This window comes from Rhodovulum sp. PH10 (assembly GCF_000293785.1).
In the GTDB taxonomy this organism is placed as follows: Bacteria; Pseudomonadota; Alphaproteobacteria; order Rhizobiales; family Xanthobacteraceae; genus Rhodoplanes.
Genome location: NZ_AKZI01000008.1, coordinates 1 through 15,237 on the forward strand (window position 1 = coordinate 1; position 15,237 = coordinate 15,237).

At 70.6% G+C, this 15,237-nt stretch carries 11 protein-coding genes and 1 tRNA gene; 5 read left to right on the forward strand and 7 right to left on the reverse strand.

Annotated elements, in window-relative coordinates; translation table 11 throughout:
- Positions 1-116: 116 nt before the first annotated feature.
- The 5 genes from A33M_RS01185 to A33M_RS01205 form a co-directional block, all read right to left on the reverse strand.
- The gene (locus A33M_RS01185; RefSeq protein WP_008382584.1) at positions 117-497 is read right to left on the reverse strand and encodes a response regulator; all 381 of its coding nucleotides are present in this window, start codon (positions 495-497) and stop codon (positions 117-119) included.
- A complete protein-coding gene (locus A33M_RS01190) occupies positions 494-2,911 on the reverse strand; it encodes an ATP-binding protein (RefSeq protein WP_008382585.1) in 2,418 nt (805 codons plus the stop codon). Before A33M_RS01190 ends, A33M_RS01185 begins: the two co-directional genes overlap by 4 nt.
- A gap of 163 nt (positions 2,912-3,074) precedes the next feature.
- A complete protein-coding gene (locus A33M_RS01195; RefSeq protein WP_008382586.1) occupies positions 3,075-3,638 on the reverse strand; it encodes an NADPH-dependent FMN reductase in 564 nt (187 codons plus the stop codon).
- A 168-nt stretch (positions 3,639-3,806) separates the two neighbouring features.
- Entirely contained in the window at positions 3,807-5,300 is a 1,494-nt protein-coding gene (locus A33M_RS21995) for a glycosyltransferase family 4 protein (RefSeq protein ID WP_008382588.1), read from the reverse strand.
- Positions 5,301-5,359: 59 nt separating this feature from the next.
- A tRNA-Pro gene (locus tag A33M_RS01205) sits at positions 5,360-5,436 on the reverse strand.
- Between the two features lie 135 nt (positions 5,437-5,571).
- On the opposite strand from A33M_RS01205, the gene A33M_RS01210 reads away from it, so the two are divergent.
- Together A33M_RS01210 and A33M_RS01215 are read left to right on the forward strand one after the other, a co-directional pair.
- Positions 5,572-6,588 carry an L-threonylcarbamoyladenylate synthase gene (locus tag A33M_RS01210; protein WP_040618831.1) on the forward strand — a complete coding sequence of 339 codons (1,017 nt, stop codon included), beginning with the start codon at positions 5,572-5,574 and terminating at the stop codon, positions 6,586-6,588.
- Positions 6,589-6,701: 113 nt separating this feature from the next.
- Positions 6,702-8,144, forward strand: a complete 1,443-nt coding sequence (locus tag A33M_RS01215; protein WP_008382590.1) for an FAD-binding oxidoreductase — start codon at positions 6,702-6,704, stop codon at positions 8,142-8,144.
- On the opposite strand, the gene A33M_RS01220 is transcribed toward A33M_RS01215, so the two are convergent.
- The gene (locus A33M_RS01220) at positions 8,122-10,716 is read right to left on the reverse strand and encodes an HWE histidine kinase domain-containing protein (protein WP_008382591.1); all 2,595 of its coding nucleotides are present in this window, start codon (positions 10,714-10,716) and stop codon (positions 8,122-8,124) included. The genes A33M_RS01215 and A33M_RS01220 overlap by 23 nt on opposite strands.
- A 278-nt stretch (positions 10,717-10,994) precedes the next feature.
- Here A33M_RS01220 and A33M_RS01225 point away from each other — a divergent pair, with 278 nt between their 5' ends.
- Both A33M_RS01225 and A33M_RS01230 read left to right on the forward strand, forming a co-directional pair.
- Complete coding sequence (locus tag A33M_RS01225; RefSeq protein ID WP_008382593.1) at positions 10,995-11,759, forward strand: Crp/Fnr family transcriptional regulator; 765 nt, start codon at positions 10,995-10,997, stop codon at positions 11,757-11,759.
- A gap of 231 nt (positions 11,760-11,990) precedes the next feature.
- A complete protein-coding gene (locus A33M_RS01230; protein WP_008382594.1) occupies positions 11,991-13,259 on the forward strand; it encodes a cation:proton antiporter in 1,269 nt (422 codons plus the stop codon).
- Between the two features lie 27 nt (positions 13,260-13,286).
- Here A33M_RS01230 and A33M_RS01235 read toward each other — a convergent pair whose 3' ends face one another.
- Complete coding sequence (locus A33M_RS01235; RefSeq protein ID WP_008382596.1) at positions 13,287-14,318, reverse strand: bile acid:sodium symporter family protein; 1,032 nt, start codon at positions 14,316-14,318, stop codon at positions 13,287-13,289.
- Between the two features lie 196 nt (positions 14,319-14,514).
- On the opposite strand from A33M_RS01235, the gene A33M_RS01240 reads away from it, so the two are divergent.
- Positions 14,515-15,210 (forward strand): 2-phosphosulfolactate phosphatase, encoded by a 696-nt coding sequence (locus A33M_RS01240; protein ID WP_008382598.1) that lies wholly within the window; start codon positions 14,515-14,517, stop codon positions 15,208-15,210.
- Positions 15,211-15,237: the final 27 nt, after the last annotated feature.

Sequence of the window (15,237 nt, forward strand, 5' to 3'; positions counted from 1 at the left end):
GTGCCGGCGCGCGCGGGGGACAGGCCGGAGCAAACGGAAAATCCCCCTCACCCGGACCGCTGCGCGGTCCGACCTCTCCCCGCTTGCGGGGAGAGGTGATGGTGTGGTCGGCGTGATCACGACTCCGCCCGCTCGCGTAGAAGCGCCTTCACGGTGGCGAGCAGCGCGCGCGGGCTGAACGGCTTCGTCACATAGGCGTCGCAGCCGGCGGCGCGCGCCTTCTCCTCGTCGCCCGGCATCGCATAGGAGGTGACGGCGACCAGCGGCGTCTTGGCGAGCCGCGGGTCGGCCTTGATGCGGCGCGCCGCGCGATAGCCGTCGAGCACGGGAAGCTGCATGTCCATCAAGATCAGGTCCGGCTCCTCCGACAGCGCCAGCGCGACGCCGTGCTCGCCGTCGTCGGCCTCGATCAGCATGAAGCCGGCGTGATTCAACAAGTCGCGCAGAATGCGGCGATTGTCCTCGGTGTCCTCGACCACCAGGATGCGCGCGGTCACGACGCGTTTTCCTCGGCGAGCGCCGAGGCCGGCGGCGCGCCGTCCGCGGACGAGGCGGTCGTGACCTCGGGCGCGCGCACCGGCAGGAGCACGCGGAAGGTGGAGCCGGCGCCGAGCGTCGAGTCGAGCCGGATCGTGCCGCCGTGCATCGCGACGATGCGGCGGGCGATCGCGAGCCCCAGCCCGGTGCCGCCCTTGCGGCGGGTGTCGGAGCTGTCGACCTGCTGAAACTCCTCGAAGATGCGGGCGCGGTCCCCGGCCGCGATGCCGGGCCCGCTGTCGGCGACCGCGACCTCGAACATGCCGTCGGCGGCGCCGGCCGAGATCGTCACCGCGCCGTGCTCGGTGAACTTGATGGCGTTGCCCACGATGTTGAGAAACACCTGGGTCAGCCTCCTCTCGTCGCCGGTTCCGATCGGCAGATCGTCGGCAATCGAGGCGTCGAGCGCAAGCCCCTTTGCACGGGCGAGCGACTCGCACGAGGCGATCACCGCCTCGATCACCGTGCGCAGCGCATAGTCGTCGCGGGCGAAGACGAGCTGGCCGGCCTCGATCTTGGAGAGGTCGAGCACGTCGTTGATCAGGCCGAGCAGATGGCGGCCGTTCGCCTGCACGCGCTCCAGCACCTCGACCGCCTTGTCCGGCATCTCGCCATAGAGCCCGTCGACCAGAAGCTCGGCATAGCCGAGCACGGCGTTGAGCGGCGTGCGCAGCTCGTGGCTCATATTGGCGAAGAACTGCGACTTGTGCCGGTTGGCGAGCGCCAGCGCCCGGCCGCGCTCCTCCACCTCGCGAAAGAGGGCGGCGTTGTGCATGGCGATCACCGACTGGTCGGCGAAGGTGCGCATCAGGTCGACGGTGGTCTGCGGAAAGTCGCCCTCGGCGCGCCGGTGCACCACCAGCATGCCGAGGATGCCGTCGGTGCCGACCAGCGGCAGCAGCAGCGCCGCACGAAACCCGGCCTCTTGCGCCAGCGTGCCGATCCGCTGCAGCTTGCGGGCGCCGAAATCGGGCACCGTGCGCGGCCGGCCGCTGTGCGCCACCTCGCCCATCAAGGTGCCGGCGAGCGGGATCGACAGCGTGCGCATCTCGGCGGCCAGCGCGCCGTCGAAGCCGTGCGCCTCGCCGAGCCGGAAGACGGCGGCGGCCCGGTCGTAGGAGAAGATCGCGCCGGCGTCGGCCTGGGCGAGGTCGACCGCGCGATCGACGATGGTCGACAGCACCGCCTCGAGCTCCAGCGAGGAGGCGACAGTGCGGCCGATCTCCTCGAGGGCCTTCAATTCGCGCACCGAGCGGGCGAGGCTCTTGGTGCGCTCCGCGACCGTCTGCTCGAGCCGGCTGTAGGACTGCTCCAGCCGCTCCGCCATCCGGTTGAACTCGTCGGCCAGCGCCTCCACCTCGTCGCCGGTCTTCACCGCGATGCGGTGGCCGAACTCGCCGGCGCCGAGCCGCGCCGCGCCTTCCGCCACCGCGCGGATCGGCACCGCCATCCGCCGCGCCAGCAGAATGCCGGTCAGCACCGCGAGCACGATGCAGGCGAGGATCAGCCCGGCGGTGCGCAGCAGCAGCACATAGAGCGGCTTGAACGCCTCGGCGAGCGGCTGCTCGACGAACATCAGCCAGCCGGTGTGCGGGATGGCGGCGGCGGCCGCCACCACCGTGCGGTCGGCGGCGTCGCGGCCGAAGGCGGCGAGCGTCGTGGTGTCGTCGGCCGGGCGGCCGGCGGCCTCCGACAGGATGGTGCGCACCTGCGACAGCCCGGTCATCTCGGTGCCGCGCGAGGCCCTCAAGAGCTCGGAGGCGGCGAGCAGCCGCCCGCCGGCGGCGAGCACGTAGCTGTAGCCGGTGTCGCCCACCCCGACGCCCGACACGAGCGAGCGCAGGAAGCGCAGGTCGACCTCGGCGATGGTGACGCCGGCGTCGCGGCCGGAATGGGCCATCGCGATCGCGATATAGGGGTCGACGTCGTTGCGGAACCGGACCGGCCCGATCCACACCCGGTCGGCGATCGCGCGGACGAAGCGCGGGTCGGCCGTGTGGTCGGCGCCCGACGCCGTCTCGGTGGAGAAGCGGGAGACGCGCAGGCGCTCGCGGCCGTCGCCGCCGACCTGGATCAGCTCGTCGATCGCCGGCACCTGCTGGAGCAGCAGATTGTAGTCGTTGCGGCGCTGGTCGGGCCCGGCGCTCGCGCGCGTCGCCCAGGCGATCTGCCGCTCGATCTCGGCGACCTGCTGGGCGATGCTGGCGGCGGTGGTCTCGGCGCGCTCGGTCAGCACCTCGAACACGCCGGCCGAGGTCTCGCGATAGGTGAACGCCATCTCCAGGGCGCCGTTCACCACCAGCACGAACACCGCGAAGCCGACGAAGCTGCCGACATACTTGCCGAACAGGCCGCCGCGCAGGCGTGTCCTCATGAGTGCGTTCCGTCCGCCGGTCCCGTCGCGGCGCGGAGTATAGCGCAAGCGGTACCGGGCGCACCTCGGCCGGGCTCACCTGGGCCGCGCGGACCTGGGCCTGGCGGAGGGGCGGCCGCGCGGCCCGGATCACGCCGGGGCCGCCGGGACGGGAGGCGAGCGATCAGCCGCGCATCGGCTTCAGCGCGGTCGCCCAGCGATGCAGCTCGTTCAGCAGGTCGCCGGCCGCCTGGGTCTGGATGTCGTTCGGCTGAAAGAGGCCGTCCTTCATCTGGTTGGCCACGAAGGGGATCACCACCGCCTCGACGATCGGCACCACCTTGAGCGTGGTGAGGATGCCCTTCGCGGCCTCGACCGCGCGCAGCCCGCCCGACACGCCGCCATAGCTGACGAAGCCGGCCGGCTTGTAGTTCCACTCGCTGTAGACGTAGTTCAGTGCATTCACCAGCGCCGGCGTCGGGTTGAAGTTGTATTCCGGCGTCACGAACACGAAGGCGTCGGCGGCCGCGACGCTCTCGGCCCAGCGCTTGGTGTGCTCGTGCTGGTACTTCTGCATGCGCGGATGGAACGGCTCGTCGTAGACCGGGAACTCGAAGCTCGCGATATCGACCAGATGGGCGTCGAACTTGCCGTTCTTCTTGGCGGCGTCCTGGAACCAGTCGGCGACCGGCGCGCCGACGCGGCCGGGGCGGGTGCTGGCAATGATGGTATGCAGACGAAGGGTCACGGCAAATCTCGCTTTCGGAACGGTTCTCCGGCGTCCGGGGGTGGACGTCCTGCCGACCTGTACTTAGGGACCGCCGTCCCCGTCGCAAGCTGCGCCGGCCGCCGCCGGTGCAATGGCGAAATTGCAACCACGCAACGGAAAACGACTTTACGGCGAGCGAACGTGCCGTCACGCAACGGGCGCGGGGCCGGCAGCGGTCTCGTGAAGGAGCGGCGCGAGGCGGGCGAAAAAGTCGGCGGCGGCCTCGTCCCAGCTCGGATGGCGGAAGTTTTCGCGGATGCGGGCCTCGTAGGGCGCGCGGGCGGCCGGGTTCTCGATCCATTCCCGCAGTGTCCGATACCAGGCGTCCGCGTCGTCGGGATCGAGGCAGGGCGAGAACGGCCCCGCCACCTCCGGCAGCGACCCGCCGGTGGAGGCGACCACCGCCTTGCCGAAATGGAACGCCTCGACCAGCGGCAGCCCATAGCCTTCGTAGCGCGAGGGGTAGCAGCAGAAGGCGCAGCCGGCATAGAGCGCGCGCACGGCGGCGTCCGACAGGCCTTCGAGCCGGATCAGCGAGCCGGCGATTCGCGGGTCGGTGTCGAGCGCCTTCACGAGGTCGTCGACCATCCAGCCGGCGCGGCCGACGAACACGAGCTTGAACCCGGTCTTTTGCGGCACGCCGTCGGCCAGCAGCCGCAGCCACGTCTCGTAGAGAAGTCGATGGCCCTTGCGCGGCTCGATGGTCGAGACGAACAACGCGAATTTCTGCGCCTCGAGGTTTTGTGGCAGGGCGCCGGCACTCGTGCCGGCACTCGTGCCCGATGCCGGCACGTCGGCGCCGAGCGGCACCACCGCGGTCGCCGCGAGCGGCAAGCCCTTGTCGCGGCAATGAGCCTGCACGTCCGCCTCGACCCGGTGCGAGTTCGTCACCACCAGATCGGCGGCCGGCAGGGCTTTGTCGAAGTAGCGGGTGAAGCCGGCGACGTCGTGCGGCTTGTAGAACTGCGGAAACAGGATCGGGATGATGTCGTAGCAGAGGATCACGAGGCGGAACGGCGTCGCCCGCTTCTGCGCGACGATCGCGTCGATGTCGGTGTGCGACCAGCCGGCGCCGGCACACACCAGAACGTCGTCGGGGCGAAACGCGACGGGTTTTGCCGCCAAGCGGTCGAGTGGCAGGAAATCGCGCCGGCTGCCGTCCGGCTTCACCATGAAGCGCCGGTATTTGGCCGACATCAGCCGCCGCTGGAGCCGGTCGATCGCCTCCGCCGCGGCGGGCGTCGCGGCATCGAGCCGCCGGCGCTCCAGCGCTTGCAGCGCCATGTGCCGGGTCTGCAGGAGCCAGCGCGCGGCCGGCCGCAGCGGTGCCGGGATCGCCTCGCTCTTGCGCTTGCCCGCCCGGCCGGGATCACGGATCCCCAGCGTGTCGAGCACCGCGTCGCCGGCGAGGAATTTTTGCGTGGTGGCGTCGGGCAGCGCGAGATAGCGCCGGCTCGCCGGATCGAAAAAGACGCCGACCGTGCCGGGGCGGGCAAACGCGTAGCGGGCGAGCTCGCGCTCGACGCGCAGAATGCCGACCGGCGGGCCGGACCAGCGGGCCGTCCACGACAGATCGAGCAAAATGCGGGGAATGCCTTCGGGCCTCATCGTGGCCTTGCGCTCGCGCGCATCGACTTGCACGCACGCATCGACTTGCACGGGCGCCGGGACCGGAGCCCTCGGCCGAGCACGTGGCGGAATGGTCGGAGTGGCAGGATTTGAACCTGCGACCCCCTCGTCCCGAACGAGGTGCGCTACCAGACTGCGCTACACTCCGTCCCGCCGCGAGGTGGGTCTTATAGCCAAGCGAATCGGCGCCCGCAAGCGCTGCCAGCGGGTAGCGGCGAGATATCCCGACGGATATGTGGAGAGCGCCGAGAACGGGCGGGCGGGGACGAGAGAAGGAGACGAGGTGACCACGGTGATTTCGACCCGTGTCGTCGACGCGGGGGAGGCGGCGATCGCGGAAGCGGCCGGCGTGCTGCGCGCGGGCGGCCTGGTGGCGTTCCCGACCGAGACGGTCTACGGGCTCGGCACCGACGCGACCGATGGCGCGGCAGTGGCGCGGCTCTATGCCGCCAAGGGGCGGCCACGCTTCAACCCCTTGATAGCGCACGTCCCGGACGTCGCCGCGGCGCGCGCGCTGGGGCGCTTCGATGCCGCCGCCGATGCGCTCGCCGAGGCTTTTTGGCCGGGGCCGATGACCCTCGTCGTGCCCAAGGCGGAAAACTGCCCGGTCGCCGACATCGCCACCGCCGGGCTCGACACGCTGGCGATTCGGGTGCCGAGCCATGCGGTGGCGCACGACCTGCTGGCCGCCACCGGCCGGCCGGTGGTGGCGCCGTCGGCGAATCGCTCGGGCCGCGTGTCGCCGACCACCGCCGCCCATGTTCGCGAGGATCTCGCCGGGCGGATCGACCTGATCGTCGACGGCGGCCCGGCCGAGGTCGGCGTCGAATCGGCGATCGTCGCCTGCTTCGGCGACATGCCCCGCCTGCTGCGGCCGGGCGGGCTGCCGCGCGAAGCGCTCGAGCGGGTGCTCGGGGTGCCGCTGGTCGCCGCCGCGCCGGTCGGCACCGCCGCGCCGGATGCCCCGCGCGCGCCGGGGATGCTGGCCTCCCATTATGCGCCGCGTGCAAAATTGCGGCTCGACGCCACCGAGGTTTTGCCCGGCGAAGTCTTGCTCGCCTTCGGAAGCCGCTTGCCGGCGGGGGCCGAGCGTGCGGCAAAGGTTCTGAACCTCTCCGAGCGCGGAAATCTCGCTGAAGCGGCGGCGAATCTGTTCGCCCATCTGCGGGCGCTCGACGCGACTGGCGCGCCGGTGATCGCGGTGGCGGCGATCCCGCATCACGGGCTCGGCGCCGCGATCGAGGACCGTCTCGCCCGCGCCGCCGCCCCGCGCCCTCGACGCGACCCGGAATCCGAGTAAAAGCGCCGGGGGCCCGCTGTCACTGTCGCGGGACCGAGTGAAAGACGTCTCCTGGCGCCCGGGCGTCGCCCCTTCCGCTTCCCAAAAACTCTCTCCCTCCTAAAATCCCGCCGATGACCTCCCCCGCCGAAGACACGTCCTCCGTCGTTCCGACGCTGCCGAAACACCTCGTCGACCGCTTCGCGGCGATCGTCGGTGCGCGCCACGCCTTGACCGATCCTGCCGACCAGGCGCCCTATCTCGTCGAGCCGCGTGGCCGCTATCACGGGCGCACGCCGCTGGTGCTGCGGCCGGGCTCGGTCGACGAGGTGTCGCACATCCTCGCGCTGGCGAACGCGGAACGGGTGGCGGTGGTGCCGCAGGGCGGCAATACCGGGCTGGTCGGCGGGCAGATCGCCGAGAAAGGCGAGGTGGTGCTGTCGCTCGGCCGGCTCGATCGCATCCGCGCGGTCGACCCGACCTCCGGCACGATGATTTGTGAGGCCGGCGTGGTGCTCGCCAATGCGCAGAAGGCGGCGGCCGAGGTCGACCGGCTGTTTCCGCTCTCGCTCGCGTCGGAAGGGAGCTGCACCATCGGCGGCAATCTCTCCACCAATGCCGGCGGCACCGCCGCGCTCGCCTACGGTGTCGCCCGCGACCTCGTGCTCGGGCTCGAGGTGGTGCTGGCCGACGGGCGTATCTGGCACGGCCTCGACACGCTGAAGAAGAACAACACCGGCTACGATCTGAAGCATCTGTTCATGGGCGCGGAAGGCACGCTCGGCGTGATCACCGCGGCGGTGCTGAAGCTGTTTCCGGCGCCGCGCGCGATCGAGACCGCGTTCGTCGGCCTCGCCTCGGCCGAGGACGCGCTCGCCTTCTTCGATCTGGTGCAGGAGCGCTGCGGTGGCACGGTGACGAGCTTCGAGCTGATGGCGCGCATCGCGGTCGAGTTCTCGGTCGCGCACGGGGAGAACATCCGTGATCCGCTGACGACGCCGCATCCCTGGTCTGTGCTGCTCGAATTGTCCTCCGGCACCCGCGAAAATCTGCGCGCCGCGATGGAGGACGTCTTGGAGCGCGGCATGGAGCGGCGGCTGGTCGCCGACGCGGCGCTCGCCGAATCGCTCGAGCATCGCGCCGCCTTCTGGCGGCTGCGCGACTTCGTGTCGGAGGCTCAAAAATTCGAGGGCGGCTCGATCAAGCACGACGTGTCGGTGCCGGTCGCCGCGGTGCCGGCCTTCATCGCGGCGGCCAGCGTGGCGGTGCAGGCGCTCGTGCCGGGCTGCCGGCCGGTGCCGTTCGGCCATCTCGGCGACGGCAACGTGCATTTCAACGTCAGCCAGCCGGTCGGCGCCGACACCGACGCCTATCTCGCCGGCTGGGATGCGATGGGCGAGGTGGTGCACGGGCTGGTGCAGAAATTCGGCGGCTCGATCTCGGCCGAGCACGGTATCGGCGTGATGAAGCGCGCGATGCTGGCGCGGGTGAAGGACCCGGTGGCGCTCGAGCTGATGCGCACCGTGAAGCACGCGCTCGACCCCAACGGCATCCTCAATCCGGGCAGGGTTCTGTGATCGTCTCGCCGGCGGCGTCCGGCGTCGCCATGATCCGTTCCAGCAGCGCCCCGAGCGTGTCGATCGTGTAGGGCTTGCGCAGCTTCGGCGCTTCGGCGAAGGCGGGCGGAAACGCCGCGGTCTCGCTGTAGCCGGTCGCGAAGGCGAACTCGATGCCTTTCGCGGTGAGCCGCTCGGCGACCCCGAAGCTGGTCTCGCTGCCGAGATCGACGTCGAGCAGCACGAAGTCGGGCGCGCGCGCCTCGATCGCCGCCAGCGCGTCGGCCGGGCTGCGGGCGAGCCGCACGGTGTCCACGCCGAGCGCCGTCATCATGTCCTCGGTGTCGAGCGCGATGATCATCGTGTCCTCGACCAGCAGCACGTCCTTCGGCATCCGTCGCTCCGTTCGTGCCGCCGGCACGTGGTTCGCCCCGTGGGCCGGATCGTCGGCGGCATCGGCGTCGATCCGCACGCTGTTCGCCGGGATCTCGAAGATCGCCCGCAGCCCGGCCGGATCGAAGATCACCTCCGCCTTGCCGCCGAGATCGTAGCGGATCGACTGCTCGATCACCGTGCTGCCGAAGCCGCGCCGGGTCGGCGGCGCGACCCGCGGTCCGCCGTGCTCGTGCCACGACATCATCAGTCGGCCGTCCGGCGTGAAGACGGTGGTGATCACGATGCGGCCGAGCGCCACCGCGAGCGCGCCGTACTTGACCGAGTTGGTGATCATCTCGTGGATCACCAGCGCGACGGTGGTGAACGCCTCCGGCGCGATCAGCGCGTCCGGCCCGGCGATGACGACGCGCTCGGCCATGCCGCTCGAATAGGCCTCCGTCTCGGTCGCGATCAGGCCGCGTAGCGAGGCGGGGCTCCTGCTCGACGCGGTGATCTGGTCGTGCGCGCGGGCGAGCGCCTGGATGCGGCCGCTCACCGCGGCGGTGAAGTCGTCGATCGTGGTGGTGGAATCGCGGCTCTGGGTGATGATCCCGCGGATCAGCCCGAAGATGTTGCGCACCCGGTGGTTCAGCTCGGCGACCAGGAGCTCGCGCCGCTCGTCGGCCTGGCGGCGCTCGGTCTCGGTGATGCCGGACAGCCGCAGGATCACCTCGAGCAGGCTCACCCGCAGCGTCTCGGCGATGCGCTGCTCCATCGGCAGCCACGGCTTGGACTGGCCGCGCACCGTCTCCTTCCACAATTCGAAGCTCTTGCGCGGCGTGAGGCGCGGCCCGAGCGGCCCGACCGTGACGATCTTGTGCGGGTCGCCGGCCCAGGCGACGCTGCGGGTCGCCTCGCGGCGGAAATACACGATGTAGTCGCGCGCCGGGCGCGACAGCGGCACCACCAGCATGCCGGCGGCGCGGGCGGCGAAGGCGCGGGCCGGCGGATACTCCGCGGCGATCTCGGGCTGGGCGTGCACGCGGGCGATGTCGAGCGAATCGAGATGGGCGACCAGCGCGCGGAACTCGGTGGCGTTCGGCGTGTCGCCGGCGAGCGTCGCGCGGCCCTCGGTCCACACGCCGATCCCGTCGCAGGCGAGCAGATCGGCGATCTCGTCGAGATGGGCGACGATGCCGTCGAACCGGGTCGCCTCGCGCGCCATCGCGGTGAGCAGCCGCTGATGGAGGTCCTGCGCGCGCGTCTCGGCGGTGGTTTCCGCCTTGCGCTCGCGGGTCTCCAGCATCAGCGAGAAGACCTGGCCGAACAGCTCGGCCGCGGTGCGCCGGCCGAACGGCACCACGTGCGGCGAATAGTGGTGGCAGGCGATCAGTCCCCACAGGTGCCCGTCGCGCAGGATCGACACCGACATCGAGGCGACGACGCCCATGTTGCGCAGATATTCGAGATGGATCTCCGAGACGCTGCGCAGCGTGCTCATCGACAGGTCGAGCGCCGGCGCGTCGACCGGCTCGATCGGCGAGGGGGGCGCGTCGATGTCGGGGATGATGCGCAACCAGTTGCGCTCGTAGAGGATGCGCGCCTGGCGGGGAATGTCGGAGGCCGGATAATGCAGCCCGAGATAGGATTCGAGGCCGACCTGCGCCGATTCGGCGATCACCTCGCCGGAGCCGTCGTGATCGAAGCGATAGATCATCACCCGGTCGAAGCCGGTGAGCGACCGCACCTCTCGCGCCGCCGTCCGGTAGAAGCCCGGCAGGTCACCGGCGCGCTGCATGCGGCCGATCATGTCCTTCACCACCGCCGCGGCGTTGACCTCCGGCTCGTCCTGCGACGCCTCGCACTCGATCACCACGGTGCCGTCGACCAGATGCACCGCGAGGTCGCACCGCAGCCCGTCGCCGGTGATCCGCACGCCGAAGACGCGCGCATTGCTGTCGCCGGCCATCGCCGTCTGCAGATGGCCGCGCACCGTGTGCACCGCCTCCGGCAGCAGCACCGTGTCGAGCGGCCGGCCGACGAGATCCGAGACGGTTCGGCCGAGCCGGTCGGCGACGTTGCGCGAGGCGCGCACGATGCGCCAATCGGTGAGCGAGACGGCGAGCAGGAAGCCGAACGGCTGCACCGCGCCGAGCAGATGGATCGGCTCGCGGTCGCACGTTTCGAGATCGACGGGAAGGCTGTTGTCGTCGGGCATGGCTATCCGGGTCGTCGGCCGGCGCGGACGCATGGCCTCGCGACGTGCACCGCGCGCGAGGCGGTGGAGCGGTTGGGGCACGAGCGACTCCGGTGTCGGGGGAACGACCGTCATTGCCGTGAGGCGACCCGGACCTCGGGTCTGGCGGCGGCTGCTTCCTCCCGGGGTCCCCTCCCGCGCGGGCTCAGCCGATCCATCGTACGTAGCATCGCGCATTCCATCGGTCTGTGCACTTGTGCACAGTTCGGGCGCCGGGCACACGAGGCGGGACGAATTCGATGTTGACGCGGAACGGCGGGGCGACGGTCTCGGTCGGTCGGCCGACCAACAACCTGTTGAAGGTTTTACGCGAAAGCGATTACGCGCTGATCGCGCCGCATCTCGAGACGGTCGACAGCGTCGCCAACACGCTGCTCTACCGGCCGGGCGACCATGTCGAGACGGTGCATTTCCCCTGCGGGGCGAGCCTGGTCGCCTTCCTCGTCGGCAACGAGGACGGGCGCGACGTCGAGACCATCCTGGTCGGCCGCGAGGGCGCGGTCGGCGGCATCGTCAGCCACGGCCATCTGCCGGCCTATTGCCGCATCGTCGTCAAATATGCCGGGCCGTTCGTGCGGCTGCGGGTCGCCCATCTCGAGGCCGCCAAGGCGCGCTCGCCCTCGCTCGCCGGCCTGTTCGCGCGCTATGCCGACTGCCTGCTGGCGCAGGTCTTTCAGTCGACCGCCTGCAACGCGATCCACTCGATCGAGCAGCGCAGCGCCAAATGGATTCTCTCGGCGATGGAGCGCACCGGCGACCAGACCGTGCCGCTCACCCACGAGCAGCTCGCTACCATGCTCGGCGTCGGCCGCAGCTACACCAGCCGCATGCTGCAGGTGTTCAAGGCGGAAGGCATTCTCGAGACGCGCCGCGGCGCGCTGGTGGTGCGCAATCTCGCGGCGTTGAAGGCGCGCTCCTGCCAGTGCAACGACGCCGTGAAGGGCCATTTCGAGACGGTGCTGGCGGGCGTTTATCCGCAGGTCGGCGAGGCCGAGGAGGCCTGAGCCGGCGGCGCGCCGCCGCGCCGAGGCGAGCTGGCGGCCGCTCGGCGACGACGCGATCCGCGACGCGATACGACAGGCGATCCGCGACGCGATACGACAGGCGATCCGCGAGGCGATCCGAACCGGCGCGGCGGCGTTGTCCCCGGCGCCCGCCCGTGCTGTGCTGGACGGGCATCGCCGCGCGACCCGCTCGGGCGGCCTCCTTCGTCTCGTGCCCGACAGACCTCGCCGATGCCCTCCGTCTTCGATCTCGTCGCCGTCCTGCTCGTCCTCACCGCCGCCTTCGGCTGGCTCAATCACGTCGTGCTGCGGCTGCCGCACACGATCGGCCTCCTGGTGATCGGGCTCGCCGCCTCGCTGACGCTGATCGGCGTCGAGGCGGTGACCCACGTCGTGCTGTACGACCAGCTGGTCTCGCTGTTGCAGAAGGTGGACTTCAAGGAGGCCGTGCTCGACGGCATGCTGGCCTTCCTGCTGTTCGCCGGCGCGCTGCACGTCGACCTCGCGTCGCTGCGGCGGCGTGCGCTGGTGGTCGGCACGATGGCGACGATCGGCGTGGTGATCTCGACCGCCGCGGTCGGTGTCGGCCTGTGGCTCCTGTCGGCCTGGCTCGGCTCGCCGCTGCCGCTCGCCTGGGCGCTGGTGTTCGGCGCGCTGATCAGCCCGACCGATCCGGTCGCGGTGCTGTCGGCGCTGAAGGCGGTGCGGGTGCCGGAGCGGCTCGAGACCGACATGACGGGCGAGTCGCTGTTCAACGACGGCGTCGGCGTCGTGGTGTTCACCGTGCTGGTGGCGATCGCCGCCGGCGCCGGGGGAGGCGAGGGCGGCGGGGAGGGCGGCGCCTCGCTCACCCATGTCGCCGAGCTCTTTTTCCTGGAGGCGGGCGGCGGCGCGCTGCTCGGGCTGGTCACCGGCTATGTCGCCTATCGCGCGACCCGTGCGCTCGACGAGTACGCCATCGAGGTGCTGATCACGCTGGCGCTGGTCACCGGCACTTATGCGCTCGCCGCGAAGCTGCACACGAGCGGGCCGATCGCGGTGGTGGTCGCCGGCATCCTGCTCGGCAATCGCGGGCCGCGCGACGCGATGAGCGAGGAGACCCAAAAATATTTGTTCGGCTTCTGGACGCTGATCGACGAGATTCTGAACTCGCTCCTGTTCCTGCTGATCGGCCTCGAGGTGCTGGTGCTGCGCTTCGATCCCGACTACGGGCTGCTCGCCGCGGTGGCGGTGCCGCTGGTGCTGGTCTCGCGGCTCGTCGCGGTGTCGATCCCGGTGCTGACGCTGCACGCGTGGCAGCCGTTCCTGCGCGGCACCATTCCGGTGCTGACCTGGGGCGCGTTGCGTGGCGGCATCTCGATCGCGCTGGCGCTGTCGCTGCCGGAAATCCCCGAGAAGGGCGTGCTGCTGACGCTCACTTATGCGGTGGTGGTGTTCAGCATCGTGGTGCAGGGCCTCACGCTGCAGCGCCTCGCCCGCAAGGTCGTGCGCGGCGAGTGAGCCGCCGCGCACGCTACGGGAAAAGAGTCACTCCGCGGCGCGGCGCTCCTCGGCGGCGGCCTGCTCCTGCGAGGGGATCGGCGCGGGCGTCGGCTGCGGCGCCGTCTCGGCATAGTGGCGCGCGAGCACGGCGCACACCATCAGCTGGATCTGGTGGAAGAACATCACCGGCAGCACGATCATGCCGAGCTGCGGCCCGGCGAACAGCGCGTTGGCGATCGGGATGCCGCTGGCGAGGCTCTTCTTGGAGCCGCAGAACACGATGGCGATCTCGTCCTCGCGCGAGAAGCCGAGCTTTCGCGAGGCGACCGTCATCGTCACCATCACCACCGCCAGCAGCGCCATGTTGATGCCGATCATCACCGCCAGGCCGTCGAGCGGCAGCGTGTGCCACAGGCCGTGGATCACCGCCTCGCTGAAGGCGCCGTAGACCACCATCAGGATCGAGCCGCGGTCGACCACCATCACCAGCTTCTTGTGACCGCGCACGAAGTCGCCGATCCAGGGCTGGAGAATCTGGCCGATCACGAACGGCACCAGGAGCTGCAGCACGATCGCCTCGATCGAATCGAGCCGGATGCCATCGCTGCCCGACACCGAGAGCAGCAGCCCCGCGAGCAGCGGCGTCAGAAACACGCCGACCATGTTCGACACCGAGGCGCTGCACACGGCCGCCGGCACGTTGCCGCCGGCGATCGAGGTGAAGGCGATCGACGACTGCACGGTGGAGGGTAGGCAGCACAGAAACAGCATGCCGACGCCGAGCGCGGGCGGCAGAATCCAGGCCGGCAGCGAGTAGATGCCGACGCCGAGCGCCGGAAACAGCACGAAGGTGCCGGCGAAGATCAAAAGGTGCAGCCGCCAGTGGGTCGCCCCGGCCACCACCGCGGCCCGCGACAGGCGCGCGCCGTGCAGGAAGAACAGGAGGGCGATGGCCGCCTTGGTGGCCCAGCCGAACCCGACCGCCGCCTTGCCCTCCACCGGCAGCAGCGTGGCGAGCACCACCATGCCGACCAGGAGGAGGGTGTAGGTGTCGGGGCGGAAGCGAAAGCGAGGCATCGGGGGTGTTCCAGAGCGTGCAGGACGGGAGCGTGCAGGATCGTGGCGCGACAATGCCCGATCGGAGGGGCAATGCGAAACCGTTCTTTGCATCGGAGCCATGCGGCGGGTCCGGGAGGGCCTCGCCCGCAGCGCCCGCTGCGCCGCCGCCGGGGCATGATACCGTGGCCGGGTCGGAACGAGAGGGGACGCCGCCATGGAGATCGTGATCGAGAGCTTGCTGGAGGGCGCGCAGCGCGCCGCCGGCACGGTGGTGGTGATCGACGTGTTTCGCGCCTTCACCACCGCCGCGGTGGTGCTGTCGAAGGGCGCCGACAAGATCGTGATGGTCGACCGGGTGGAAGAGGCGTTCGCGCTGCGCGCCGCAGGCATCGGCGCGCTGTGCATGGGCGAGATCGACGGCGTGAAGGTGGAGGGTTTCGAGCTCGGCAACTCGCCCTACGAGGCCTCGCTCGCCGATCTCGCCGGAACGACGGTGATCCAGCGCACCTCGTCGGGCACTCGAGGGGTGGCGGCGGCGCTCGGAAACGCCGACCGGCTGTTCGCCGGGGCTCTCGTCACCGCATCCGCCACCACCCGTGCGGTGCTCGCCGAGGCGCCGGCAAGGGTGACGCTCGCGGCGATGGGACGGAACGCGGTGGTGCGCGCCGACGAGGACGAGCTGTGCGCGATCCATCTGCGCAACCTCCTGGAAGGCCGGGCGGGTAATGCGGACGCGCTGCGCGGGGTGATCCTCGGCGGCGGCCAGATTCCGGATTTCGCCGATCCGGCAAAGCCGTATCTGCATCCGAACGATCTCGACATCTGCCTCGACGTCGACCGCTTCGACTTCGCGATCCGGGTGGCGCTGGAGGACGGCCGGCCGGTCGCCCGCCCGGTGCGGCCCGGCTGAAGGCGGCGAGGCGAGAGCACCACTTGA

What these genes read in the sequence shown, in the direction of transcription:
- A33M_RS01235 (WP_008382596.1), bottom strand. Translation starts at nt 14,318, where the DNA reads ATGCCTCGCTTTCGCTTCCGCCCCGACACCTACACCCTCCTCCTGGTC.
- A33M_RS01190 (WP_008382585.1), bottom strand. Translation starts at nt 2,911, where the DNA reads ATGAGGACACGCCTGCGCGGCGGCCTGTTCGGCAAGTATGTCGGCAGC.
- A33M_RS01240 (WP_008382598.1), top strand. Translation starts at nt 14,515, where the DNA reads ATGGAGATCGTGATCGAGAGCTTGCTGGAGGGCGCGCAGCGCGCCGCC.
- A33M_RS01225 (WP_008382593.1), top strand. Translation starts at nt 10,995, where the DNA reads ATGTTGACGCGGAACGGCGGGGCGACGGTCTCGGTCGGTCGGCCGACC.
- A33M_RS01230 (WP_008382594.1), top strand. Translation starts at nt 11,991, where the DNA reads ATGCCCTCCGTCTTCGATCTCGTCGCCGTCCTGCTCGTCCTCACCGCC.
- A33M_RS01215 (WP_008382590.1), top strand. Translation starts at nt 6,702, where the DNA reads ATGACCTCCCCCGCCGAAGACACGTCCTCCGTCGTTCCGACGCTGCCG.
- A33M_RS01220 (WP_008382591.1), bottom strand. Translation starts at nt 10,716, where the DNA reads ATGCCCGACGACAACAGCCTTCCCGTCGATCTCGAAACGTGCGACCGC.